This window comes from Methanocella sp. MCL-LM (genome assembly GCF_049676595.1).
Taxonomy (GTDB): Archaea; Halobacteriota; Methanocellia; order Methanocellales; family Methanocellaceae; genus Methanocella_A.
On sequence record NZ_CP187259.1, the window covers coordinates 1,063,246 to 1,088,892 of the forward strand.

The following is a 25,647-nucleotide window of genomic DNA, read 5'->3' on the forward strand; positions in this document are numbered from 1 at the left end:
TATGTATGTCCTCGTGCAACAATTATATATAAACAGTATAATATAATGTTTTGGCAGAAAGCCGGACTGAAAAGGTATGCTCCATGTGCGGTATTAACGGATTCAACTGGAAAGACGTGCGCTTGATCAGCCAGATGAACGATATAACCAGACACAGGGGGCCGGATGATCACGGTATCTACCGGGACGAGACGGTCTCCCTCGGCCATACCCGGCTGTCGATCATCGATCTCTCCGAGAAAGGGCACCAGCCCATGTCCAATGAGGACGGGACGATATGGATCACCTACAACGGGGAAATCTACAACTACCGGGAGCTAAGGCAGGAGCTGCTCGAGAAAGGTCATACGTTCAGAAGCGACTCCGACACTGAAGTAGTCATTCACGCCTACGAAGAGTTCGGCCCGGACTTCGTCCGAAGGCTCAGGGGTATGTGGGCTTTTTGCATCTACGACCGCAACCTCGGCCGACTCATGCTGTCCAGGGACCAGTTCGGTATCAAGCCCCTGTACTACCACCTCAGCCCCGGCAAGATCATCTTCTCCTCCATGATCACTGCCATACTCTGCCATGAGGTTCAGACTGCTCCCAGTGCAAAGGCCATCATGGAGTACCTCGCCTTCAACCTCGAAGACCACGGCACCGATACCTTCTTCGAAAACATCAGCTCCCTGGCCACCGATTCCATCCTCCTCTACGACCTGAAGAGCCACGAGCACAAGCTCCTGAAGTGGTACGACCGGGAGCCCCGGCCAGCAAATGCTGCGCCCGACATCAAAACACTCTTTACCGAAAGCGTCCGGCAGCGGACCCTCGCCGACGTGCCCATCGGCAGCTGCCTGAGTGGCGGAGTCGACTCGTCCGCTATCGTATGCATCCTCGATCAGCTGCTCGAGAGCGACTTCTACACTTTCTCATTCGTGGTCCCTGGCAGCCTGATCGACGAGAGCAGGTACATCCGGGAGATCGGCCGGGTCACCCGGACCAGGCAATTTTTCACCACACTCGACCCCGAAGACTTCCTGGCAGACATCGACGACTTTGTCGCGGCACAGGAAGAGCCGGTGGGCGGGTTGAGCCCTTATGCCCAGTACAGGGTGATGAAGCTGGCCCACGAGCACGGCGCCAAAGTCCTGCTGGACGGGCAGGGGGGCGACGAGCTGTTCGCGGGCTACGTCTACTACTACAGCTACTATTTCTACGAGATGTTTCGCAGCTTCCGGTGGGCAAAGCTGGCCAGGGAGATGCTTCTCTACTACCGGAACTCCCGGAAAACCTACAGCAGCGCACTGTTCGCCTTTTTGCTCATGCCGAAAGCCCTCAAGGCGCAGGTATGGAAAGCCCGGCTCTGTACCTGGATCAATCACGATTACCTGCAACAGGTCTGCGGCGACACTTACGACCCCCGGTGGAACCCCGTACCCCTGAATGATATCCTGCGCCTCTCACTGTTCAGTACCGCGATACCCGAGATGATGCGGTGGGAGGACAAAAACTCCATGCGCTGGAGCATCGAGACCCGGCCCCCGTTCCTGGACGTAGACCTCGTGGAAGCCGTAACTTCAATGCCCGCCGGGGAAAAGCTCCGGGACGGCAACACCAAGGTCATCTTCCGCAAAGCCATGGACGCCGTCATCCCGCCCCTCATCAGGGACCGTAAGGACAAGATCGGGTTCGCAGCCCCGGCAGACGACTTCTTCCGGGACCCGAAAATAGTGGCCTACTGCACGGACCTCATCTACTCCGACAGCTTCCGCAGCCGCCCGTACTGGGAGTGGGGCCGGGTGGAGAAGATCTTCCGGGACCACGTCGCCGGCCGCCAAAATGCAGGGGACCTCATCTTCAAGTGGATCAACCTCGAGCTCTGGCTGCGGCACTTCTTCGAGGGCCGGGATATCACGGGGGCCGGGCAAGTGCCGGTAAAGGTGGCGCCGCTGGCGGTCGTGAAATGAGCGTGAGAAGGAATAAGAACGCTGCGCTGTGCTGGCCACCATTTCCGGGATACCGATAAGGTAGTTGCCTATGTGCCCGTGAACGTGGACTAACGCTGCGCTGTGCCGGGATCACAGATTTATACAGATTGCACGAATTACACAGATGACTTTAGAATAATGTGATAGACCCGTAATCCATTTACCATCGATTAGCATCTGTGCAATCTGTTCAATCTGTATAAATCTGTGTTCTGGCACAGCGCAGCGTTCGTATTGCTGTCTCACGCTATACGGGCAACCAGAAACGCGCAGCCCAGCGTACGCTTTCGTTTAGATCGATCTGATTTTCTGCTTAGTGAACATGATCTAATTCTTTGAAATATCCCAGAACTTTTTAATAAAGTTTCTACCGCCAGCAGAAAAAAGTATATATGGGATATAAATAAACCGAAAAGTGCTTACTAAATAGCTGATATATACGCACGGTTAAAGTGGGCGATCTGTTGGCCGTCAACCGGCCCTCCTGACTTTTGCCGGGCGTAAAAACGGTGGTGTTGTTATTAAAAAACTTATCATAGTAACGGCTCTGATATGCACTCTTCTCGCAGCATCTCTCAGCCTGACTCCCCTGAACGCCACGGCCCAGACGATCACCGTGGGCCCGGGCGGGCAGTATTCCAGCATTCAGACAGCGATCAACAACGCGGCTGCGGGCGACGTCATCAACGTCAACAGCGGCACCTACAAGGAGAACATAGTCCTCAACAAGGCGATCACGCTCAAGGGCGTGGACACCGGCTCGGGCAGGCCCGTCATCGACGGCATGCTCAACGGCAAGGACGCCGTCAGCGTCACGGCCAGCGGGGCATGGATCGAGAACTTCGCGGTGACCAGAGGCAAGAGCGGCATCAGCATCGCAACGACCGGTGTCACCGTCAAGGGCAACACGATCCGGGACAACACCGAGTACGGCGTATCCCTGTACCAGGCGTCCGGTAACAAGATCATGGGCAATTCGATCTGGTACAATAAAATCGACGGTATCATCCTCCAGCGTTCCTCCAACAACAACCTGATTTCCGGGAACGACGTGAGCTACAACGCGCAGTCCAGCGTCGAGTACGAGAACAAGAACGCCGTCAAGCTCTACCAGTCGAACGGCAACGTCATCTCCGACAACACCATGAAGCAGAACGGCGGCACCATCACCCGCCAGCCCGGCAACCGCGTTTACCGCCTTGGCGACGGAGTACAGCTGTACGAGACCCGGGACAACATCGTGAAGAACAACGTCATGATCGACGACCACTATGCGGTCTGGATCTACAAGTCGACCAACTGCACCGTCACCGGCAACACCGCTTCGGGCGAGTACTACAACATCATGGTCGAGCAGTCCCACCGCAACACTGTCGCGGGTAACACCGTATCTAAAGGCGGCCGGGGCATCTGGCTCGACTATGCCAGCTACAACACGGTCAAGGGCAACAAGGTCACCGGGGGCGGCAGCTCCGAGTGGTCGACCTACCTCGTGACGCTTTCCAACGCGTGGTACAACACCCTGGAGGAGAACGTCATCAGCAACAGCAGCTACGTGTACAACGCCCTCTGGCTGACCAACTCCAGCTACAACACGCTGAAGGGTAACCGGATCTCGAATACGGGTGGCCCGCTGCTGATCGATTCCTCCCGCAATAACCGGCTGTACCTGAACGACTTCCTCGACGGCGTCGGCTCCGGCGGCTCCGGGAACTACTGGACGTCTTCCGGGACGATGACCTACCAGTATAATGGCGCCACCTACACCAGCACGGTCGGTAACAAATACAAGGATTACACCGGCACCGACGGCAACCGCAACGGCATAGGCGACACATCTTACACAAAGAACGGGGTAAGCGACGCCTACCCGCTGATGCAGACTCACGACAAGTATCTGCAGCCCGGATCGGCAACCCCGACTCCCACTCCCACTACTACGCCTACTGCGACTCCGAAGCCTACCGTGACACCTACAGCCACACCCAGGCCGACAGTAACTCCGACGCCCACTGCTACGCCCACGGCAACCCCGAAGCCGACGGTAGCGCCAACGGTTACTCCGACTGCGACCCCGCGGCCCACCCTCGCTCCGACTCCCACGCCCACCCCGGCACCGGCTCCGGGCACTCCCGACTACGCCGTGGATAACATGAGGAGCATGGCCAGCTACAACGGCGATGTCAAGCGCATGGAAACCTTCAGCGTCAGCCCCGGCACCGCGCTGACCCAGAACGTCTACTACAAGAACATCGGGGCGAAGGCTGACACCTACGCTATCTACGTGACCGGCATCCCCGCTACGTGGTACAAGGTCAACATGTACGAGACTGCCCTGGTGCAGCCCCTGGACTTCCGGTACGGCTACGTGACCATTACTCCGGCCACAACCGGCACCTACAACGTGAACATCCAGGTGAAATCTACGACGCAGCCGGGTGTCCAGGATACGGTCAACTACGTACTGCACGTGAAATAAAGTGGGGGGTAATCCCTCACCTTCTCTTTTTAACAGGCTGCCGGCCTGTCGCAGATACTCTAACAATTTTCTGGTTATAGCGTTCTTACCAGCGGGTAGTACCCGACGACGGGTAACTATATTACTATAAAATAATTATGTAATAATATTAATTTCCGGCCTGCAACCGGCTAAACCTGCGGCGGTGTGTCCTCATTCGGAAAAAGATCGTGTTCGTCGCTATAATTATCTGTCTGCTGCTCTTCAGCCCTGCCATCGTCGATACAAACGCTAAAACGATCACCGTCGGCGAGGCCGGTGAATACCGGAGCATCCAGCAGGGGATCGACCGGGCAGGCGACGGGGATACGGTCCTCGTCGGAAGTGGCACGTATCACGAAAATCTCAACGTGAATAAGCAGCTCATCATCAAAGGCATAGATGATGGGAACGGCTATCCAATCGTATGCGGAAACGGTCCCGGCTGCACAATCGGCATCCGCTCCGGCGGGACACGGATAGAAGGGCTCAGGGTAACGGGCACTGATAGCAAAGGCACAGGTATCGGCGTATACTCAGACGGCAACACAATCCTGGGCTGCGTAGTATCCGGGAACCGGCTGGGCATCCAGGTCTCGGATTCCCGGCTGAACACCATCACTTCCAATGATCTGTCCGACAACTACATCGGCATAGACCTTAACCGGTCGGACAACAATATGATCGCCGATAACGTCGTCAACAGCAACAGTTTTCACGGCCTCAAGCTGTACGCCTCGGCAGGCAACTCCATCCTGGATAACGTCGCCTGCTATAACTCCGACGACGCGATCAGCCTCGAACAGGCTTCCGACAACAACCTCATCTCCGGAAACAACGTCAGCTTCAACGCACTCTCCAGCATAGAGTTCGAAAATAAAAACGCCATAAGCATCTACCTTTCTGACGGCAACGTCGTCTCGAATAACCTGCTGAAGCTCAATGGCGGAACGGTCGCCAGAGATGGCGGAGCCCACATCTACCGTCTAGGCGACGGCGTGCAGCTGAAGAACACGAGGGACTGCGTGGTGAAGGACAACGTGATGATAGACGACCACTATGCAGTCTGGATCGACGACTCTGAAAATGCCACAGTCACAGGCAATACTGCATCCGGAGAATACTACAACATCATCGTGGAAAACTCCCGGGACTGCCTGGTGGCCGATAACGTGCTTTCGAACGGCGGCCGAAATCTCCGGCTGCTGAACGCCCACCACTGCACCCTCCGAAACAACACCATGTCGGGCGGCATGTATGACATTACCCTGACCGACTCGTGGTATAACACGATAGAGAACTGCACCTGGGGCGACAGCGCTCCGGGGTACCAGAGCCTCTGGCTGTCCAATTCAAGCTACAATACCTTAACGAGAAACACGGCCCACGATAATGGCCGGGGCATCTGGCTGGAGAGCTCCGCAAACAACCGGCTCTACCTGAATGATTTCCTCGACGGGATATACTCTGCCAGCCAGAATAATTTTTGGAGTACGCCAGGGCCTGAAACATACCAGTACAACGGCAGAACGTATACGGGATATCTTGGAAACCGCTATGGCGATTATGGCGGCCACGACGTAAACGGCGATGGTCTCGGGGAGATACCCTATACCCAGAATGGGGTCGCAGATCAGTATCCCCTCACCGGGGCCGTAACTGATTTCCTCATCCCGCCACCTGTCCCGGAGCCCTCTCCCACCTCCCTCAGCACGCCAGGGCCGGTGGTTACTCCAGAACCTGCTTCGCCTGATCTATGGCAGTGGCTCGGAATGCAGCTGAAAACCTGGCTGCAGTATCTTCACTTCTAAACGCTTTCATACCCTCATATTTTTCTAGAATATGTACAAACAGTTACCCCCGTGCTCGTGAACGTACACAAACGCTGCGCTGTGCTGGCAATCATTTCCGGGTTACTCGTAAACTGCTGTCTCTGTGCTGGTAAACGTACACGATCGCTGCGCTGTGCCAAGGTCACAGATTTCGACAAATGGCACGGATTGCCAGTATCCCCGTGCCTGAGGTGTAATCGGTGGTCCGGTGTTACGGTCTTGTTTGGGCTATCGTGGGTAGCACGAAGACACTAAACTATTTTTTTAGAGGGACACAAAAACACTAATACTCTAAGGTGCACGGCTAAAACACGAACTGCACGAAATCACTATTAATCGACAAAATGCACGAAGGGCACGGTCTAAAAACACGAACAAGTGGCACGAATACCCAAAGACACTAAACTAAAACACAGTTGATGAAGCGGTTGCCATCGTTACCCGTATCCTGATTACGATTATTCTTGGAACTTTTGGGCAGATGCCAGATCGGTAAACACAACGTACACTACGGCCACGACGTACACGACGTTTACTTAGATTGGCTGGCTATCTGATCATATTCGAATAACGTCGTGTCCGTCGTGTACGTTGTGTCCGTCGTGTTAACCATTCCAGCATATCCGATACATTCCAGAAACGATTATCATTATATACGGGGTTCTCGACCTTCACAAATTCTAGAAACGACTATATTGTACAGCCGCATGGCTGGAGTAGTCGTGGCAGGAGTAAGGCGAAATGGTTGTTTGTCTTAACTTGGTGGCTTAGTGATTTCGCGGAACTTGTTCGTGTTCTTAGACCGTGTATTAGTGTCCTTTGAGTTTTAACCGGTGTCTTAGTGCAATTCGGGATTTAGCCGTGAACTTAGAGCCTTCGAGCACTTTGTGTCCATCTAAAAAAAGATTTTTGTGTCTTCGTGCTACCCACGATAGCCCATGCAAGGACAGAGCACCCGGCAGCCCAACAACCACAAGCCAAACAAGTACGGGAATACTGGAAAGCACAGATATGACTCGATAAGAGTAGGATATTAGCCCGCCAATTAATTGAATTCGATGCTATCTGTGTAATCTGCGCAATCTGTCGGAATCTGTGATCTGGCACAGTGCAGCGTTCGTATTGCTGTCTCACGCCCCACTAGCAACCAGAAACGCACAGCGCAGCGTTCGTATATGTTGTTCGATAAAGTTGGGGAGCCCCGGATCTGTCCCGGGGCCAGTTGTCTATCTTAAGCGGCCGGAATCGCCTCTTCCGTCTTTTTCTTGCCGTGGGCCTGGTCTGCGATCCGGTGCCCGTTCTTGTCTCCCCTGCCGATGCCCTTGTAGACGAAGCCGTGGGAGATGTACGTGTCCGGGTCAATGATGTTGCGCCCGTCGATGATGACCGGGTGCTCCTTGCCCGTCAGCTCTTTTATCAAGGCAGAGTCGAGGGCTTTGTATTCGCTGTGGCCGGTCATGATGGCGACTATGTCTGCTCCCTCGACGGTATCCTCGATGCTGCGCAGGATGGGCACCCCGGGGTACTTCTCGACATACGGGTCGTGAACCTTGACCTCGAAGCCGTCGAGGAGGAGGAGGTCCCTGTAAGTCTCGGAAGGCGTGTTCCTGGCGTCGTCGGAGTTGTTGAGGAAAGCCCAGCCGAGAATGGCAGCTCTTGCGCCTTTCTTAGCTTTGCCCGCCCGCTTCAGGCCCTGCAAGGTAAGGTTAAACATGTGCCTCGGCATAAAGTCGTTGACGTTCCTGGCCAGGACGAACAGCGAGTCTTTGCCCTCGGGGTAGTCCAGGTGACCGTTCAGGATCTTGACACCGCGCTCCAGGTGGTAGGTGTCCTTGGTCAGGCAGTGGCCTCCCACGCCGGCTCCCGGCCAGAGTATAGCTCTGGTGATGCCCTCTCCTTTCAGGCTGTCGATGCCGGTGCGGACGTCGTAGAAGTTGATGCCCATTGCTTCGCAATAGAGAGCTAATTCATTTGCAGCAGCTATTTGCATATCTCTAAAAGTATTCTCTGCTGTCTTGGTGACCTCTGCAGCGGTCGCCGACATCGGGATGATCTTGCCCCTGGTCAAAATCGGGGCGTATAGCTCGACGGCACGCTTCGTGCTCACGGCGTCGATGCCGCCTACGATGCGATCGTGTTCCTGGATGTTCTTGAGCAGGCGGCCGACCATCACACGCTCGGGAGCGTGGGCGAGGGCAAATTCCACTCCGGCCTTCATGCCGGACTCTTCTTCCAGCACTTCCCTGGCCATACCCATGGTTGTGCCGGGGGTAACGGTCGACTCGATGACCACGAGGGTGCCATACCGAATGTACTTACCTGCCATGCGCAGACCTTCGGTCAGCGCGCCGAAATCAGGCACCAGGTCCTTGGGATTCTTAAACGGCGTCTGAATTGCGAGAGTGACAGCATCCAGCTCCCTGATCCTCGAGAAGTCCGAGGTACACTCGAACTTGCCCTCGGAAACCACCTTTTTCAGCAGGTCCTCCAGGCCCGGCTCCTCGCCCTTGAGCGGGCTTTCGCCCTTATTGAGCATATCGATCTTGTAGCCCGAGGACGGGGAGTCTCTCTGGAAGCCACAGACATGGGTGAACTGCTTGCAGTCTGCGAATAAAGCTGCTGCGGGAATACCCACGTAGCCCATGCCAATAACTCCAACTTTCCTGATCGGTCCTTTCCGTTCGATGATCTTTTTCAAATCGTCCATGTTCAACCCCTTGGGATATAATCATTTTTATATATACAAATATATTATATAAAAGTTGCGCAATAATTGCTTTGAGGGCTTGTGATCCTGGCACAGCGCAGCGTTCGTTTTGTCGGGTCGCTGCCCCTGGTAACTTATCTACCCGCTGTTATGACTTTTTCATAACGCCTCACGCCCCGCCCATGATCAGGTTTATTTATACCTTTGGCCCCTATTAGTAACAGGACTCACGTCCATGACACAAGGAGCGTCATTCGATAATGGTAACCTATGCTGAGAGGATTAACTCGCTGCCACCTTACCTGTTCGCCGAGGTGGACAAAGCCAAGCAGCAGAAGATCAAAGAAGGAGTCGACGTCATCGATTTCGGCGTCGGCGACCCGGACACGCCCACTCCCGACTACGTGATCGAGGAACTCTGTAAGGCGGCAAAGGACCCGGCATCCCACCAGTACCCCGCCTACTCGGGGTCTAACATCTTCAGGGACGCGGCTGCCGTATGGTGCAAGAACCGGTTCGGCATCAAGCTGGACCCGGCGACCGAAGTGATCACGCTGATAGGCTCCAAGGAAGGCATCGCCCACATTCCCCTCGCGTTCGTGAACCCGGGCGACTACACGCTCTGCCCTAATCCGGGCTACACAGTGTACGCCACCGGCACCTCTTTCGCAGGCGGCAAGCCCTACGACATGCCCCTGCTCGCGGAGAACGGCTTCAAGCCCGACCTCTCGATCATCCCGAAGGACGTCGTGAAGAAGTCGAAGATGATCTTCATCAACTACCCCAACAACCCGACCGCAGCGGTCGCAGACAAGAGCTACTTCAAGGAAGTCGTGGACTTCGGCAAAGACAACGGCATCGTCGTGGTGCACGACAACGCTTACTCGGAAGTCACCTACGATGGCTACCGGTCCCCGAGCATCCTGGAGATACCCGGTGCCATGGACTGCTGCATCGAGCTCCACTCGCTGAGCAAGACCTCCAACATGACCGGCTGGCGCATCGGCTTCGCCGTGGGCAACCCCGAGATCGTGGCAGGCCTCGGCAAGGTCAAGATGAACGTGGACTCAGGCGCCTTCCTGGCCGTCCAGATGGCCGGCATCACCGCGCTGAACCGCTCCCAGGCCTTCACCGATAAGACCAACAAGATGTACGAGGCAAGGAGAGACGCGCTGTGCAGCGGCCTCAAGTCCATGGGCCTGAACGTGACGCCTCCGAAGGCAACCTTCTACGTCTGGACTCCCGTACCCCAGAAGTTCACCTCGATCGAGTACGCGAAGTATCTGCTGGACAAGGCGGGCATCGTCGGCACCCCGGGCTCCGGCTTCGGCAAGTACGGCGAAGGCTACATCCGGTTCTCGCTGACCAGCCCCATCGAGCGCATTAACCAGGCAGTCGAGAGGATGAAGAAACTATGAAACCCTACGAAATTCCCGGCCACCTCGAAGTCAAGGGCAACCACCTTACCATCGGCGGCGTGGACACAGTCAGCCTGGCCGAAACCTACGGGACGCCCCTCTACGTGACCAGCGAGGACCGGCTGAGGGACAACTACCGCCGCTTCTCGGCGGCCTTCCCGGGCGTGTCAATCTTCTTCGCGGCCAAGTCTAACAACAACTTAGTCGTCCAGCGCATCTTCGCCCAGGAAGGCGCAGGTGCGGACGCCTTTTCCGACGGCGAAATATACCTTGCGAGACTCGCTGGCATTCCGGCTGAGAAGATCCTGTTCACCGGCAACTCCAAGACCGACAACGAGCTGCAGTACGCCATCGACTCGGGCGTCATGGTCTCCGTGGACTCCCGGGACGAACTCCTGACGCTCTCAAAGCTGGCCAAGAAGGCCGGCAAGGAGATCAAGATCGCCTTCCGGGTCAACCCGGATGTATCCGCGGACGCCCACCCGAAGCTGGCGACCGGCTTAAAGGTCTCCAAGTTCGGCATACCCACGAAGGAGATCGTCAACATCTACAAGGAAGCCAAGAAGCTGCCTGGCGTGAACCCCGTGGGTATCCACTGCCACATCGGCTCCCAGATCCTCGAGACTGCCCCTTACACTGAGGCCACCAACAAGATGATGGACCTGGTAGAGCAGATCAGCGGCTTCATCGACCTCGAGTGGGTCGACCTGGGCGGAGGCTTCGGCATCCCCTACCAGAAGGGCGCGAAAGTCCCCACCCCCAAGGAGTGGGCCAAGGCCATCCTCCCGACGTTCAAGGCCAGATGCAAGAAGATCGGCATCAGCCCCGAGCTTCACCTCGAGCCGGGCAGGTACATGGTGGCAGACAGCACCGTCCTGCTCATGAAGGTCAACACGGTCAAGAAGGCCTACAAGAACTTCGTCGGCACCGACGCAGGCTTCAACACGCTGATCAGGCCGGCGATGTACGACTCGTACCACGAGGCAGTCGTGGCCAACAAGGCCGGCTCCCCCGCCAAAGGCGAGTACACCGTTGTCGGGCCGATCTGTGAGTCGGGCGACATCCTGGCGACCGACAGGCAGCTGCCGGCAGTTCAAAAAGACGACCTGGTGGCGCTGCTGGACGCGGGCGCGTACGGCTTCTGCATGAGCTCCCAGTACGTGGGCAGGCCGAGGTGCGCCGAGGTCCTCGTCCACAACGGCAAGGCCGACCTCATCAGGAAGCGGGAGACCTTCGACGACCTCCTGCAGAACCAGATCGTACCGGGAAGGTTACTGTAATGACGGAGATCAAGTTTACCAAGATGCAGGGCAACGGCAACGACTTCATCGTCGTTGACGAGTTCGAGTGCCCGGTGCCCGAGGACAGGAAGGCGGCCTTCGCTAAGAAGACCTGCCACAGAAGGTTCGGCGTCGGAGCTGACGGCGTGCTCTTCCTGGCAAAGCCCATGCACACGTCGCTCCACATGCGCATCTTCAACGAGGACGGCAGCGAAGCGGAGATGTGCGGCAACGGCATCCGGTGCTTCGTGAAATATGCGGTCGACCACGGCCACATGAAGCCCGGCAAGGACAAGGTAGAGACGAAAGCCGGCATCCTCGAAGTGGAAGCCCGGGTGGAGGAAGGCAAGACGCTCGTCAAGGTCTCCATGGGCAAGCCCTTATTTGACCCGAAGAAGATCCCGGCCGCCGGCCTCAACAACTTCATCAACAAGCCCGTGCACGGCTACGAGGTCACCGCCGTCAACACTGGCGTACCCCACGCGGTCATCTTCGTGGACGACGTGAAAGCCGTCGACCTCATGAAGGACGCTCCCGCCATACGCTTTGACCTCAAGACGTTCCCGAAGGGCACCAACGTGAACTTCGTCCAGCGGGAAGGCCAGCACCTCCGGGTCCGGACCTACGAGAGAGGCGTAGAAGGCGAAACCCTGAGCTGCGGCACAGGCTCCGTCGCATCGGCAGCCGTCGCCAGGTACCTTGGCTACACCAGGGACCAGACCACCGTAACTACTGCAGGTGGCCAGCTCAACATCAGCTTCGTCAGCGACGTGGCGTACATGGAAGGGCCGGCTGAAACTGTCTACGAGGGCGAGATCGACGTAGACTTCAGCGCCCTCTAATCTTTTTTAATTTTCAAGTATAGTCGTTACTGAAACCTTTTGTACGAGTGCCCGTACCATTTACACGAAGTACGCGAGGTACACGAAGTACTCAAAGTACCGTAAAAACGGCATGCTGGAAAATGATCTTATCGTAAAATTTCGCGTACTTCGTGTACCTTGTGTACTTTGTGTAAACGGTACCTGTCTGCCCTAAAAGTTTTAAGAATCACTATAGCACGGGGAAAATACTCGACTTATCCGGCGTCGCCTGATTATTTTCCAAACGCCTGGCTGCATAACAATTATAAAGCTAGCCCTTATACTATGGCTGTAATTTACGCTTGACCGAAGGTTGCCGGCCGGTACCCGCGCGGAAATATCGAGCCTTGCGGGCGCTCTTTCGAGGGACTTATGAAGACCACTACTGCAGCAGTAATTGCTCTATCAATCCTCGCAATCCTCTCCCTGACGATGGATGCTGCTGCCATTATGCCGTATTATAACACGAGCTATGCTTCAGCCCCTGCTATGAACGGCACCCACTCGAATACTGGGGCAGTTTCCGGCAGGGTCGCTACCTCTGACGCCGGTGAGGGGCTGGCAAATACCTATGTGGCCATCGTGAACGCTTCCAATACTACTCAGGCCTTCTACTCGGGCAGTAGCGACGGCCAGGGTTTCTTCCAGTTCCAGAACGTCAACAATACTTACCAGTGGGACCCGGTCGAGGGTGGCAGGTACCTGAGTTCATATAAGTTATATATCAACCACAGCCTGCTTGGCGAAGGTTTCTCCAGCTCGTTCCCGGTCGAGGAGTGGTCCACCTCCCCGGTTAACGTATACCTCGTTCCCCGGCCGGCGAAGATCGTGGTAACTGCAGAGCGCAACCACGTCGAGGCCAACGGCAGCGACAGCGTCCGGGTAACTGCCAACGCAACCGATGCTCTTGGCGATCCCGTTCCCGACGGCACCCTGATCAACTTCTCGATCGACTCTTCCAGCTACTCTGCACTTGCCAATGGTTCTCTGAGCCCTGACGGCTTTTACCGTGCAGGACAGGGTCAGTATCTTTCGGGCATCCAGACCTCCGGCGGCCGGGCTAACGTCAGTTTCGGGTGGGTAGGCGAAGACTACATCGGCAACAGTTCGATAATCTGGGCAGCGTATGCTGGCGACTCCCTGATTAACGGTTCTACCGGCATCTACTTCACTCCTGCGCTGGCCTCCTGGTTCGGCAGCGTCCAGGACCGCTTTGGCAAGCCCTACGGTGGCAGCACCGTAACGCTCCACATGGTGAACGTCAGCGGTTCGGGTGAAGCGATCGAGCTCTACCGCATGACAACGACTTCTTATACGGGCCTTCCATACCCGGGTAGCTACGTGTTCGATAACATCGAGCTCAACAGCAGCATCACTTACGCTTATGCCTCGGCAGAGGCCGATGTCGGCGACGGCGTCAGGTATTATGGCAAGTCCGACAACTACTCGCTGAACAAGTCGAGGACCAGCTCGGGCTTCATCGTCCTGCATGTCCCGATGCCGGACGCAATCGAAGTTACGGCAGACCCGGACACCATCCTGGTCGGCGGTGACCAGTCGATCATCACTGCACAGCTGTTCCTGAACGGCAAGCCGTACAAGAGGAGCGGTATAACCATCACCTTCTTCGGCAGCAATGACACCATGGCCTATCTGCCCTCGACGAAGAGCAACGTGTCGGACGAGACCGGCCGGACCTCAATCCTCCTGACCTCCAACCAGTTTAAAGGCAATGTCACTGTCACCGGCTACGTGCAGAGCGGCATCAGCAGGAACCTGACTGACTCTACCGTAGTCCACGTAGTAGGCTGGGGCACGATCTCGGGCGTGGTCACCGATAAGAATAAGGGTGGTATTCCGGGAGCGACGGTCAAGCTCTGGACTGTCAGATGGGCAAATGGTACATATGAAAATGTGGCACTGGTCGACTCGCCAGAGAACCCGCAGAAAACTGTCTCCCGGCCGGAGATCGCCGCTATCGGCACATATACTTTTTACCGGGTACCGGCCGGCATCTACAACGTGACTGCCGAAAAAGCCGGCATATCCGGCGACGTGTATACGTGGTTTGCATGGGTCAACCTGACGGCCGGAACTGCGACAGCTAACGTGGCTCTGCCATGGATCTGGCACGGATCTATCGTGACCCTTGCTCCGACGCCAGTTGTGCAGGCAACTCCAGCGCAAACAGCGTCGGTTCCTGTTCCTGTCACTGATGCCGCGACACCAACTCCTGCTCCTGGCTTTGACGCTATACTGGCGCTGGCCGGCATAATTTCTATCTCATATCTGGCTATCAATAGTCGTAGGTGACACTCGTTACCACGTAGTAGTTATGGTCCCTCTCGATCGGCAGGATGGCGCCATAGTACTTGGAGAGCTGGGCGTACACGGTGACCGGCACGTCGTCGGTGCTTTTTACCATGCCCGTCTGGTTTTCTATCAGCTTGAAGTGGACCGTCACGTTCCAGACTGGCGTCGGATAGTCGGTGTTGTTCACCAGGAAGGTCACGTACTCGTACCAGCCGACGTCGGCCCCATAATTGTAGTCTGTGTTGCCGATCGTAACGTTCAGGACGGGTACTCTGTCCTGCAGGCTGGCGTACCGGCTGTCAAGGTTGTTTGCGTTCTTCTTCAGGGTAGTGCCCCTGGCCAGGATGCTCTCGTACTCTGCGCTGTCGCCCCGGAGGTATTCCTGGTAGGTCTCGCCCGCGCTCAGGGTTGAATTGACTGTGTCTTTGTACCGGGTGAGGTTGGCCGAACCTGCATCCATGTACGCTTTGAGTCCCTTGTAGGCTGCTTCAGCTTCTTTCGACAGGCTGGCGTTCGCCATCTCGTACGCCGAAGTCGAGTTGGCGTAGGCAGTTTCGTAGGCCAGCCTGGCCTGCTCTTTAGCTTCGGATAGCGACAGGTAGTCTGCCTTATATCCCTCATACCCCCGGGTCAGGTCCGCCAGGGTCTGGTTTAGCCGGGTGTTGTTCTGCTGTACCCACGAATATTCAGGACTGCCACTTCCGAACGCCTGCTGATACTCGGCCCCCGTCGCCAGCGTATTGTTGACTACGGAGGTGAAGTTGCCCAGCACTTCCTCGTACCCGGTAAGCCAGGTGTTGTACTCTTCGGGCAGCTTCTTGTGCGCCGGCTCAGGGTAGCCCTGCACTGCGGCGTAAGCGTAATCAGCCGAGTTCAAGTTTTCCTGGTATAGAGCTTTTACACTGTTGCGGTGGGCTTCCTGGCGCTTGATGTCGTCGTAGATGAAAAATGCGGCTGCGGCCGCTGTGATGAGTATGATTACAGCAGCGATGATCAGCAGTTTTTTAGGGATGGGTCCGTCTGTAAGCATGGTCTGCCTCAGCGATTTGAAGTCTGGTACTTGGCGATCTTATAAATAAGTTTCACCGTGGCAATTGTAAGCAGTGTATTCTATGCTGAAACCTTTTCCGACAGATGCCAGATCAGTTAACACAACGTACACGACGGCCACGACGTACACAACGTTCGATTAAACAGCTGATAATACGGATCATATCCGAAAAACGTAGTGTCCGTCGTGTACGTTGTGCCAGTCGTGTCAACCGTTCCAGACACATAAAAAAGTCATAGAACTAACTATATTTGACACTGTTTTATCACCGTAGAAAGAAACCTTCACATGTACCAGATGCGCTATGCATAGCTTACTATCTCAGCTTCCCCCTGAGGAACGGCGTAAAGCCGTAAAGGTCGAGCAGCCCGAGTGGACCGAGCCGATGCTGGCGACGCTCACCCGCGAGAGGTTTTCCAGCCCGGACTGGATCTTCGAGCGGAAGCTGGACGGGGCGCGAGTCCTGGCTTACAAAAGCGGCGACGCAGTCCAGCTTTTGTCCCGGAACAAGAAGCCGTTGAATGGCACATATCCTGAAGTGGCGGACGCGCTTCTGGCGCAGCCCGAGACGAGCTTCATCCTCGACGGCGAAGTGGTCGCTTTCAAAGGTGAACAGACCAGCTTCGAGGCCCTCCAGGGCCGCATCGGTGTCAGTAACCCTGAAGAGGCCCGGAAAAGGGGCATTGAAATCTTTTACTATATCTTCGACATACTATACATGGCCGGGTACGACCTGACTTCGCTGCCTCTGATCGCCAGAAAAGAGCTGCTCAGGCAGGCTCTCGTCTACAAGAACCCCTTGCGGTACCTGGATTACCGCCGGGAGCACGGCGAGAAGTACTATGCCGAAGCTTGTAAAGCGGGCTGGGAAGGCCTGCTCGCCAAAGATGCAAGCAGCACTTACGAGCATAGCCGCTCTGGCAGCTGGCTCAAGTTCAAGTGCGTCAACGAGCAGGAGTTCGCCATCGGGGGCTATACCGAACCCAAAGGCAAACGCTTCTGCCTCGGGGCGCTGCTGGTGGGTTATTACCAGGACGGAAAGCTCCTGTACGCGGGCAAAGTAGGCACGGGCTACACGGACCAGACACTGAGGCAGTTGTGCCAGCTGATGGCTCCTCTTGAGCGGACAACGTCGCCGTTTGCCAAAGACAGTACTCTGCCAAACCGGGAAGTACACTGGCTGGAGCCGAAGCTCGTCGCCCAGATCGGCTTCGGGGAGTGGACCCGGTACAACAAGCTCCGGCAGCCCATGTTCATGGGCCTGCGGGACGATAAGGAGCCCGAAAAAGTAGTCCGGGAGGACCAAGGATGACCGCACCAGTTACCACCGATTCACCTACAGTCGAACTCTCTCACCCCGACAAAGTACTCTTTCCAGACGATGGCATCACCAAGCAGGAGCTGGCCGACTATTTCCGGGATGTGGCAGAGTTCATGCTGCCGCATGTGCGAGACAGGCCCATGACCCTGCAACGGTTCCCCAGCGGCATCGGGGAGCCGGGCTTCTTCCAGAAAGAGGCCCCCTCTTACCTGCCTGAGTGGATGGATACCGTCACATTCGCTCTCCGGGACGAGGGCCGGGAGCAGCGGCAGATCCTGTGCAACAGCGCCGCCACGCTGGCCTACATGGCCAACCAGGGAACGATCACCCAGCACGTCTGGCTGAGCCGCGCAGATCGGCTGGAATACCCCGACCGGATGATCTTCGACCTCGACCCGGCCGAAGAAGACTTTGGCATAGTAAAATTTGCGGCCAACACCCTCAGAGCCAAGCTGAAACACCTGGGCATACCCGCCTTTCCCATGACCACCGGCTCCCGGGGCCTGCACGTCGTTGTCCCGCTCGACAGGTCTGCCGACTTCGATACTGTCCGGGCGTGGGCCGCCGAATTCGCCCGAAAGCTCGCCTGGTCAGTCCCCGACAGCTTCACCACCGAGCTCCGCAAGGAGAGCCGCGGCGACAGGCTGTTTATCGACTATACCAGAAACGCCTACGGCCAGACCACCGTCGCACCTTATACGATCAGGGCAAAAAAGGGCGCACCAGTGGCCACCCCGGTAAGCTGGGACGAGCTGGAAGACCTCGAATCCTCGCAGGCCTATAACCTCCGCAACGTCGTAAAACACCTCCGGGAGGCCGGCGACCCGTGGAAAGACATCGACCGCCATGCGGTCAGGATCAAGCCGCTTGAAAGTAAGAAATGATTAACCACAGTGGCACGGCGGCACGGCAATAATACGATCTACAATAACCGGGTGGTTACTGGAACCACGGCGGCACGGCTCTTTATCCTGGCAACTGTAGATCAAATATTTAAACCACGGCGGCACGGCTCTTTATCCTGGCAACTGTAGATCAAATATTTAAACCACGGCGGCACGGCGACACAGCGAGAGTGCGATCTACGACAAACCGGATGGTAACTGGAACCACGGCGGCACGGCGACACAAAGACAATGGTGAACCGGTAAAAGTGAACTCTTTTTTAGTCCACAGCGACACCAAGACAGAGCATTAACCATATGCTTACTATCCAAGGGTTTCAGCCTAACTTTCGTTCAATAACCTGAATGAAGCAAAACATATCTGTCTCCGTCCCATCAGCCCGCCGTGCCGCCGTGGATCAATAATAAAGGAGCCTTGCCATTCTGGTACGGGTTGTCTCTGTGTCGCTGTGCCGCCGTGGTTTTAACTAACCATTCTGCTATCGTTTCTGGCATTGTCTCTGTGCACTCTGTGGTGAGCCGTTCTTTGTGGTGAGCCATTCTCCGCACACTGGTGGCTAAAACACTCTTACTGGCTCTGGGGCTTGGGCAGCATAGGCCACAGCCACCCGACGAACGATCTGGGGGACCGGGTCTGGACGTATATTCTGCCCGGGCCTCTCAGTCTCAGCACCAGGCCTTCGCCGCTGAGCATGGTGGACTTGATGCCGCCGACTTTTTCTACGCCGTAGGTGATCCCCTGCTGGAAGGCTACGAGGTTGCCTGTGTCTACCTTGACTTCCTCGCCCGGCTGGAGGTCTATGGGGTGGATGGCCCCGAACGACGAGATGAACAGCTCTCCCTGCCCGTAGATGCGGAGGAAGAACAGGTTTTCGCCGGAGAAAACGCCCTTCAGCCCCTGGAACTTCGTGTCGATGCCCAGGCCCGGAGTAGAGCACAGGTATGACCCGCTCTGGACAAACCACTCGCCTGTAAGGGGTATGTGTTCGACATCGCCCATGTAAGCCGGGCCGAAGGTGATCACGCCTCTGCCCTGCCTGCAGGTAAAGGTGTTCTGGAAGAATGATTCCCCGCCGAGGATCGATCTTTTCAGCGATGACAGTACCCCGCCTTTGGCGCTGGTCTGGATCTCGATGTTCGGGGTCATGGTGACCATGGCTCCCGACTCGGCGCTGATCGCCTCGCCGGCATCCAGCTCGACCTGGAGCAGGGAGTAGACCGGACGGTATAAGATTTCGTGCTTCATGCGAATCCCTTGAGTAAGTATAGCAGCGGGAGCTGAAAAGGATTTACTTCTTCCCGATCCGGCGGAGCATGAAGGCCAGCCCTGAAACCAGCATCACCAGCAGCCCCCCGAAGACCAGTACATCCAGCAGGCCTGTTATGCTTACATAGATGCTATCCTCGGGCTTTTCCCCTGCCGCTGCCAGGGCAAACTTGCCGGGGCCGGGAACAACTGCCTGGTACACAACTCTCCCGCTGCCCGGGTCCAGCATCCTGCCCGACAGGGGCATGGCAGTCTCATTCACCAATTTATAGATCGTGATATTCCTGTCCTGGTGCCTCTCCACCCAGCCCTGGTCTGCGCTCAGGGAAACGATCATAAACTCGATTGCGCTCCGGCTCTTTAGATCGGTGCCGTCTGCCTCAATCGCCAGGGGCACGTCCAGCGAGGAGAGTCCCGCGGGAGCAAGAGAGAAGTCGATAGTGTCTTTAAACTCGTCTCCTATACTCACCGATGTCTTGTAGGATATCCCCTCCGGCAGGTCCTGGAGGAAAATGGTGATGCCCGCGGAAAAATTCCCTCTCTCCGTAGCTACATCACCTCCCGGTATCTCCAGCCGGGCTCCTGTTATCCTGCCCAGATAGCCTCCCCTGTCTGCCATCATATCTTCCGTGGCCAGCACCAGGCCCGCAGCTTTGCCCGAGCTGCCATAAACCGGCAATCCCATCGTATTATTGCGAAACACTATCCCGGTTTCGGAGTCCTGGATGGCCGTCAGCCTGGCGCCGTTGACGATGTCTGTCGCAGGGATGAACAAATATGACGACGGGCCGGCGTGGATGATCTGTATGCTTCCCGACAGGCCGGCATTATCCACTCCAGTGCTCGCCGGCTGCGCCGAGCCCGACAGCTGGTACTCCTGAGGTATTGTCACCACAAACGTGTCCGCCGATTGTTCTGCATGGGCATATCCAGAGATAGCGGCCACTATCAGGATCAAAGCTGCGGCCGGTAAAGCGAACGATAGCCGGTGAACAGGCATGCACTGAAACGGTGAGCTTACTATCTACATAAGGCTGATTTGCTTTTTCGGCGACAGTCCTGGTAAGAAAAGGAACGCTTCGCTATGCCAGAGATTTTTTTAGAATCTGGTAGAAGAATCTTAAAAATAAAAAAAGGTTCAAGAATGTAAGACTTAAAGCCTTACATTCCCATGTCCATTTCGCCCATGCCGCCGGGGCCCATGCCTGGTGCGCCGTGGCCGCCGGAGAGCTTGGAGGCCGCGATGACGTCGTCGATCCTCAGGATCATGACGGCTGCCTCGGAGGCGCCGCTGACTGCCTGGGTCTTGACACGGAGCGGCTCTACGACCTTCTCCTTCTTCATGTCTACGGCTTCGCCGGTGAACACGTTGATGCCCGCAGTCTTCATGGCGCCCTTGCCCTCGTGCTTGCTGCGCAGGCTGACGAGGGTGTCGATCGGGTCCAGGCCGGCGTTCTCTGCGAGGGTCCTCGGAATGACTTCCATGGCCTCTGCGAACGCTTCGATGGCGAGCTGCTCACGGCCGCCGACGGTGGCTGCGAATTCCTTGAGGCGGAGCGCGAGCTCTACCTCGCAGGCGCCTCCGCCTACGACGTACTTCTTGTCCTCGACTACGACGCCGACGACGCGGAGTGCATCGTGGACTGCCCTGTCGAGCTCGTCTACGACGTGCTCGGTGCCGCCGCGGAGGATCATGCTGACTGCCTTGGGGTTCTTGCACTTCTCGACGAAGATCATGCTCTCGTCGCCGATCTTGCGCTCTTCCACGAGGCCGGCTGCGCCGAGGTCGTCCTTGGTCAGCTCGTCGATGCTGGTGCTCACGCGGGCGCCGGTCGACTTGGCGAGCTTCTTAAGGTCGGACTCCTTGACACGGCGGGCTGCCATGATGCCGTTCTTGGCGAGGTAGTGCTGGACGAGGTCGTCCACGCCCTTCTGGCAGAAGACGACGTTGGCGCCGACCTTCTTGATCTTCTCGACCATGTCCTTGAGCATCTTCTCTTCCTGGTCGAGGAAGCTCTGGAGCTGGTCCGGGCTGGTGATCTCGATCTTGGCGTCGATCTCGGTCTTCTCGATCTCCATCGGGGTGTCGAGGAGCGCGATCTTCGCGTTCTTGACGGTCTTCGGCATGTTCGGGTGGATGCGTTCCTTGTCGATCACGATGCCCTCGATGAGCTCGGAGTCGCCGATGGTGCCGCCGACTTTCTTCTCTACCTTGATGTCGTCCACGTCGACCTTGCCGTTCTCGTCGACGACTGCCTTGATAGCCCTGACGATGATGTCTGCGAGCTTCTCGCCGACCGCCTCTGCACCCTTACCGGTCATGGCGGTGACTGCGAACTCCTTGAGGAGTGCTTCGTCCTTGAGCGAGATGTCGAAGGCCAGGTTGTTCAGGATGTCCCTTGCCTTGGTGGCTGCCTGCCTGTAGCCGGACGCGATAACGGTGGGGTGTACGTCCTGGTCCAGAAGGCCTTCCGACCTCTTCAGCAGCTCGCCTGCGAGAACTACTGCGGTGGTGGTGCCGTCGCCGACCTCGTCGTCCTGGGTCTTGGCGATCTCTACGATCATCTTTGCTGCGGGGTGCTCGATGTCCATTTCCTTTAAGATGGTCACACCATCGTTGGTGATGACGACGTCTCCGAGGGAGTCCACGAGCATCTTGTCCATGCCCTTCGGACCGAGGGTGGTCCTGACTGCCTCAGCCACGGCCCTCGCGGCCATGAGGTTCATTGCCTGGGCGTCACGGCCCCTGGTCCTGCTGGAGCCTTCCTTCAAAATTATAATCGGTTGGTTGGATTGCTGTGCCAAATCTGAATCCTCCTTTAAGTTGTTAGAATAATACCTGTTCGGTAGTCAGCTTTTATGTGCTTGTAATTCTATATATAACTTGCGTTTGCTGCTTTCAGCCGTGGCCAGTACATGCCATCGACCGAAAGGGATTTGGTTTATATTGAAACACAAATTATAATACAATTTTTTACGGGCAGCGACGTTACACTCTCCCTGTTGAAAGGGGTACGAAACTCGCGGCCATTTTCTTTAATGAGAATACACTTCTATATATAGTTTTCTCTATGCAAATGTCGACTCTCACGGTCTTATTCGTATTGTTATACTGTACTCCGGCCGGGGCTTCGACCACGGCCTGGCCAGGCTGAAAACCAGCGTGCACTCTCCTGTGGCGATCGCAGTGAACCGCCACCACCGCCTGCCCAGCCCGGTAAAGCGGGCTTCTCCCTTTTCCTCGTAGTCCGAATCGTCCAGCTGCAGGCAAGGGCAGTTGTGCCCGGAGGTGTACTCCCACATGTACCCGGAAACCCGGCTCTCCGGCAGGCGCACTTCCAGTCGCCCGCGGAGGCCGATCTCTATGGTCTGCCCGTTGTTGTCCGGGCCCGCTTTTACTCTGTCGGAAATCTTCCCGCCTCCGGAGAAAAGGGGTGCCGGCTCAGGCGAAGTATGCCAGCACGGCCAGCACTGCCGCAATCGGCAGCCTCGCGAGAGCGATCTTCATCCAGGCCTGGTCCCCGGACACTGCGGAAACCTTTTGCCTGCCCTTCACGTTGAAGGTGACCAGCGCTGCCTTTGCCGCCCAGCCGACGGGTATGACTACCATCAGCAGCCAGCCTGCGACGGATCTTTCCGGGCCTGTCAGAAAGAGGTACAGGCCTGCCGCGTAGGCCAGCAGCAGGATCGCGGAGCCGCCGATAAACCACCAGGGCCTGCGTTCTCCCGCGTACGCCGCAGCCTCGATTTTCTGCCACCTGCCTCCCAGCGAGAACATGGCTATGCTGGTGAGCACCACCCCGGCTGCGAGGGCGTATCCGAACAATTGAGCTATCTGCAAGGTATTCCTCCTGTTGTATCAGCCTTATTAGAAGCTCTCCTGTCCATAAATATTTTATTATCTGCACAGGTCTGGCGTATGTCTCGGGACGATCTCCGACACTATCGGGGTTTGCTACTACCTTTTTAACGTGTGCAATATAATTATGATGATTATGTGAATACATTTATTATATCGTGCCGTAACTTTTTAACTAACTAAATTTCAGGCTGGTTCGCATGAAATACGCTGCCGATACTTCCGGGATCTTTTCACGGTACGATCTCTCCATAGAAGTCGCCCGGCAGAACGCCCGGGAAATCTCCAAGGATGCGCTTCTGCAAAAGGTAGTCGAACGGCTGGTCGCCGGCGACGAGGCGGGGGTTGAAGCCAGCGTCGAGAGGGCTCTCGAGCACAAGGGGCCGATGGAAGTGATCAACGAAGGCCTGATCCCTGGCATGGCGGAGGTCAGCCGCCTGTGGGCCGAAGGCGTGTATTTCCTGCCTCAGGTCATCCTCTCTTCGGATGCCATGATGGTCGGCATCTCCATGTGCGAGCAAAGGCTGGGCAAGCCCGTCGAGAAAAAAGCCACGGTAGTCACCCACACTGCGGAGGGCGACATCCACGATATCGGCCAGGCGATAGTCAACGCGCTGCTGAACGCCTCCGGGTTCGAGGTGATCGACCTGGGCGTGGATGTGCCTGTGGAGCAGGTGGTGGAAGCCTGCAGAATACATAAGCCTGTCATGCTGGCAGGCACCGCCCTGATGACGACCACCATGACCGCTTTCCCCCGGACTGCGGCGCGGCTGAGGGAGCTGAACCTCGACATTCCGTTCGTCTGCGGGGGAGGGGCCGTGACCGAGGAGTTCGTCACCAGCTTCGACCTCGGTATCTGGGGCAGAGATGCCAGCCAGGCTCCGCAGATGGCGGAGGACGCGATGAACGGCATGACGTGGCGGGAGATGCGGGCGAAATGGAACGGATGAGAAAGGAGGCCCTGATGTGAGCTTAAAGCTGTCTGGCAGGATGGCTTACGAAAGCCCTGACACGATGATGTTCGGCACGGCGCTGGAGCCGGTCTGCACCCGGTGCGGGATGACCATCGGGGGTGGCGCTGTCATCCCCGAGATCGTCCCTCATCCCAGGCCCGGCAGTGAACAGAACCTCAAGACGCTGCTCCGGGAGTTCGAGCGCGCTAACGGAGACGCCCTCGAGCAGTGCATCCTCCTGGGCTTTCCCAATGTCGTAGTGGAGAACGAGCACGTATCCCAGATGACGCATAACCCGGAATGGGGCAGGGAGATCGCCAGCCAGGCTGCGGGGCAGATCGGCGAGTACGTCGAGAAGTACGGCCTTAACGCCGGCTACCGGACGACCATCGCAGACCTGCGCAAGCCGGAAATTGGCGACATGAGGCGATCGGACCGGACCTCTCTGGTTCTGGAGGCCTTCGAAGCCTGCGCCGAATACGCCGACATCTTATCCATAGAGTCGGTAGGGGGCAAGGAGATTTCAGACCACGCCCTCCTCCGGAACGACATTGTGGGCATGCTCTTCGCGCAGGCGGTGCTGGGGGGCCGGGACATGGAGTGGCTGTGGCCGCAGATCGTCCGCGTCGCGAAGAAGCATGGCTGTGTCGCAGGGGGTGACACTGACTGCGCTCAGGCGAACGTGGCCATGTACATGGCGGGCGGCTTTGTTTCAAAGGATGTGCCGCATACGATGGCCGCGCTTTGCAGGGCTATGGCTGCCGGCAGGTCTCTGGTCGCCTACGAGTGCGGTGCCACCGGCCCGGGCAAAGACTGCGGGTACGAAAACCCTATCATCAAGGCGATCACCGGGCTGCCGATGTCGGCCGAGGGCAAGACCAGCGCCTGTGCCCACATGAGCCTGTGTGGCAACGTGACTGCTGCCGTCTGCGATCTGTGGGCGAACGAGGCGGTGGAGTACCACGAGATGTTCGGCGGCACGACCCCGGCGGTCTTCACCGAGATGCTGGGCTACGACGCGGCGATGATGAACTCCTCGATAGCGCTGGGCCTGCAGAAAGAGTTCCAGGCCTGCCTGGCCAACTCCGATCGCTACCGGAGCGCCCACGGTTTCATCCTCTGCCCTGACAACGCGTGGGAGATCGGCAAGGCCCTCGTGGAGAATAACGACAGCATGTACTCCCGGGCAAGGGCCGCCGCGCTGAAGTGCGGCCGGCTGATGCTCTCCGATGCCCGGCTCAGGTTTACCTCGTACGAGCGGGATTCGCTGCTGAGCTACCTGAAAGAGCTCGAAGCTCTCCCCGATCGCGAAGGCGACTTCATCGACCTGTGCCTGAAGAAATACGGCAAGGTCAGAGCGTTCAAGCCTGCATCCTACGAGCTTTAAGACCAAGTATACTGAAGGTGT

General features: G+C 56.9%; 18 protein-coding genes. 11 read left to right on the forward strand and 7 right to left on the reverse strand.

Going from position 1 to position 25,647, the window contains the following annotated elements:
• Positions 1-50 precede the first annotated feature (50 nt).
• From asnB to ACPLPM_RS05315, 3 genes are all read left to right on the forward strand, one after another.
• Entirely contained in the window at positions 51-1,952 is a 1,902-nt protein-coding gene (gene asnB, locus ACPLPM_RS05305; protein ID WP_424359202.1) for an asparagine synthase (glutamine-hydrolyzing), read from the forward strand.
• A gap of 637 nt (positions 1,953-2,589) precedes the next feature.
• Positions 2,590-4,452 carry a right-handed parallel beta-helix repeat-containing protein gene (locus ACPLPM_RS05310; protein ID WP_424359203.1) on the forward strand — a complete coding sequence of 621 codons (1,863 nt, stop codon included), beginning with the start codon at positions 2,590-2,592 and terminating at the stop codon, positions 4,450-4,452.
• A gap of 209 nt (positions 4,453-4,661) precedes the next feature.
• On the forward strand, positions 4,662-6,281 hold the full coding sequence (locus tag ACPLPM_RS05315; protein ID WP_424359204.1) for a right-handed parallel beta-helix repeat-containing protein: 1,620 nt from the start codon (positions 4,662-4,664) through the stop codon (positions 6,279-6,281).
• A 1,252-nt stretch (positions 6,282-7,533) separates the two neighbouring features.
• On the opposite strand, the gene ACPLPM_RS05320 is transcribed toward ACPLPM_RS05315, so the two are convergent.
• Positions 7,534-9,009, reverse strand: coding sequence for a nucleotide sugar dehydrogenase (locus ACPLPM_RS05320; protein WP_424359205.1), 1,476 nt, complete (start codon positions 9,007-9,009; stop codon positions 7,534-7,536).
• A 260-nt stretch (positions 9,010-9,269) separates the two neighbouring features.
• Here ACPLPM_RS05320 and ACPLPM_RS05325 point away from each other — a divergent pair, with 260 nt between their 5' ends.
• The 4 genes from ACPLPM_RS05325 to ACPLPM_RS05340 all read left to right on the forward strand — a co-directional run bounded on the left by ACPLPM_RS05325 (position 9,270) and on the right by ACPLPM_RS05340 (position 14,883).
• The gene (locus ACPLPM_RS05325) at positions 9,270-10,427 is read left to right on the forward strand and encodes an LL-diaminopimelate aminotransferase (protein WP_424359206.1); all 1,158 of its coding nucleotides are present in this window, start codon (positions 9,270-9,272) and stop codon (positions 10,425-10,427) included.
• Positions 10,424-11,707: a diaminopimelate decarboxylase gene (lysA, locus tag ACPLPM_RS05330; RefSeq protein WP_424359207.1), complete on the forward strand. Its 1,284-nt coding sequence runs from the start codon at positions 10,424-10,426 to the stop codon at positions 11,705-11,707. Before ACPLPM_RS05325 ends, lysA begins: the two co-directional genes overlap by 4 nt.
• Entirely contained in the window at positions 11,707-12,549 is an 843-nt protein-coding gene (gene dapF / locus ACPLPM_RS05335) for a diaminopimelate epimerase (protein ID WP_424359208.1), read from the forward strand. Before lysA ends, dapF begins: the two co-directional genes overlap by 1 nt.
• Before the next feature lie 393 nt (positions 12,550-12,942).
• Positions 12,943-14,883, forward strand: a complete 1,941-nt coding sequence (locus ACPLPM_RS05340) for a PGF-CTERM sorting domain-containing protein (protein ID WP_424359209.1) — start codon at positions 12,943-12,945, stop codon at positions 14,881-14,883.
• Here the strand turns inward: ACPLPM_RS05340 and ACPLPM_RS05345 are convergent.
• Complete coding sequence (locus ACPLPM_RS05345; protein WP_424359210.1) at positions 14,867-15,913, reverse strand: hypothetical protein; 1,047 nt, start codon at positions 15,911-15,913, stop codon at positions 14,867-14,869. The two genes, ACPLPM_RS05340 and ACPLPM_RS05345, sit on opposite strands and share 17 nt — an antisense overlap.
• Positions 15,914-16,238: 325 nt before the next feature.
• Between ACPLPM_RS05345 and ligD (ACPLPM_RS05350) the strand changes: the two genes are divergently transcribed.
• Positions 16,239-17,246: a non-homologous end-joining DNA ligase gene (gene ligD, locus ACPLPM_RS05350; protein WP_424359211.1), complete on the forward strand. Its 1,008-nt coding sequence runs from the start codon at positions 16,239-16,241 to the stop codon at positions 17,244-17,246.
• The gene (gene ligD, locus ACPLPM_RS05355) at positions 17,243-18,139 is read left to right on the forward strand and encodes a non-homologous end-joining DNA ligase (RefSeq protein ID WP_424359212.1); all 897 of its coding nucleotides are present in this window, start codon (positions 17,243-17,245) and stop codon (positions 18,137-18,139) included. Before ligD (ACPLPM_RS05350) ends, ligD (ACPLPM_RS05355) begins: the two co-directional genes overlap by 4 nt.
• Before the next feature lie 589 nt (positions 18,140-18,728).
• Here the strand turns inward: ligD (ACPLPM_RS05355) and ACPLPM_RS05360 are convergent.
• The 5 genes from ACPLPM_RS05360 to ACPLPM_RS05380 form a co-directional block, all read right to left on the reverse strand.
• Entirely contained in the window at positions 18,729-19,406 is a 678-nt protein-coding gene (locus ACPLPM_RS05360) for a TIGR00266 family protein (RefSeq protein WP_424359213.1), read from the reverse strand.
• A gap of 43 nt (positions 19,407-19,449) precedes the next feature.
• A complete protein-coding gene (locus tag ACPLPM_RS05365) occupies positions 19,450-20,427 on the reverse strand; it encodes a hypothetical protein (protein WP_424359214.1) in 978 nt (325 codons plus the stop codon).
• Between the two features lie 161 nt (positions 20,428-20,588).
• The gene (gene thsA / locus ACPLPM_RS05370) at positions 20,589-22,232 is read right to left on the reverse strand and encodes a thermosome subunit alpha (RefSeq protein WP_424359215.1); all 1,644 of its coding nucleotides are present in this window, start codon (positions 22,230-22,232) and stop codon (positions 20,589-20,591) included.
• 282 nt (positions 22,233-22,514) lie between these two features.
• Positions 22,515-22,907 (reverse strand): protease inhibitor I42 family protein, encoded by a 393-nt coding sequence (locus ACPLPM_RS05375; protein WP_424359216.1) that lies wholly within the window; start codon positions 22,905-22,907, stop codon positions 22,515-22,517.
• Positions 22,870-23,268 carry a hypothetical protein gene (locus tag ACPLPM_RS05380; RefSeq protein WP_424359217.1) on the reverse strand — a complete coding sequence of 133 codons (399 nt, stop codon included), beginning with the start codon at positions 23,266-23,268 and terminating at the stop codon, positions 22,870-22,872. Before ACPLPM_RS05380 ends, ACPLPM_RS05375 begins: the two co-directional genes overlap by 38 nt.
• A 218-nt stretch (positions 23,269-23,486) precedes the next feature.
• Here ACPLPM_RS05380 and ACPLPM_RS05385 point away from each other — a divergent pair, with 218 nt between their 5' ends.
• Both ACPLPM_RS05385 and ACPLPM_RS05390 read left to right on the forward strand, forming a co-directional pair.
• Positions 23,487-24,236, forward strand: a complete 750-nt coding sequence (locus tag ACPLPM_RS05385) for a cobalamin B12-binding domain-containing protein (protein ID WP_424359218.1) — start codon at positions 23,487-23,489, stop codon at positions 24,234-24,236.
• A gap of 16 nt (positions 24,237-24,252) precedes the next feature.
• The gene (locus ACPLPM_RS05390) at positions 24,253-25,626 is read left to right on the forward strand and encodes a methyltransferase MtaB domain-containing protein (protein WP_424359219.1); all 1,374 of its coding nucleotides are present in this window, start codon (positions 24,253-24,255) and stop codon (positions 25,624-25,626) included.
• Positions 25,627-25,647 lie beyond the last annotated feature (21 nt).

Coding starts and splice junctions, on each gene's coding strand:
- ACPLPM_RS05320 (WP_424359205.1), bottom strand. CDS start 9,009: ATGGACGATTTGAAAAAGATCATCGAACGGAAAGGACCGATCAGGAAA.
- ACPLPM_RS05325 (WP_424359206.1), top strand. CDS start 9,270: ATGGTAACCTATGCTGAGAGGATTAACTCGCTGCCACCTTACCTGTTC.
- lysA (WP_424359207.1), top strand. CDS start 10,424: ATGAAACCCTACGAAATTCCCGGCCACCTCGAAGTCAAGGGCAACCAC.
- dapF (WP_424359208.1), top strand. CDS start 11,707: ATGACGGAGATCAAGTTTACCAAGATGCAGGGCAACGGCAACGACTTC.
- ACPLPM_RS05340 (WP_424359209.1), top strand. CDS start 12,943: ATGAAGACCACTACTGCAGCAGTAATTGCTCTATCAATCCTCGCAATC.
- ACPLPM_RS05345 (WP_424359210.1), bottom strand. CDS start 15,913: ATGCTTACAGACGGACCCATCCCTAAAAAACTGCTGATCATCGCTGCT.
- ligD (WP_424359211.1), top strand. CDS start 16,239: ATGCATAGCTTACTATCTCAGCTTCCCCCTGAGGAACGGCGTAAAGCC.
- ligD (WP_424359212.1), top strand. CDS start 17,243: ATGACCGCACCAGTTACCACCGATTCACCTACAGTCGAACTCTCTCAC.
- ACPLPM_RS05360 (WP_424359213.1), bottom strand. CDS start 19,406: ATGAAGCACGAAATCTTATACCGTCCGGTCTACTCCCTGCTCCAGGTC.
- ACPLPM_RS05365 (WP_424359214.1), bottom strand. CDS start 20,427: ATGCCTGTTCACCGGCTATCGTTCGCTTTACCGGCCGCAGCTTTGATC.
- ACPLPM_RS05385 (WP_424359218.1), top strand. CDS start 23,487: ATGAAATACGCTGCCGATACTTCCGGGATCTTTTCACGGTACGATCTC.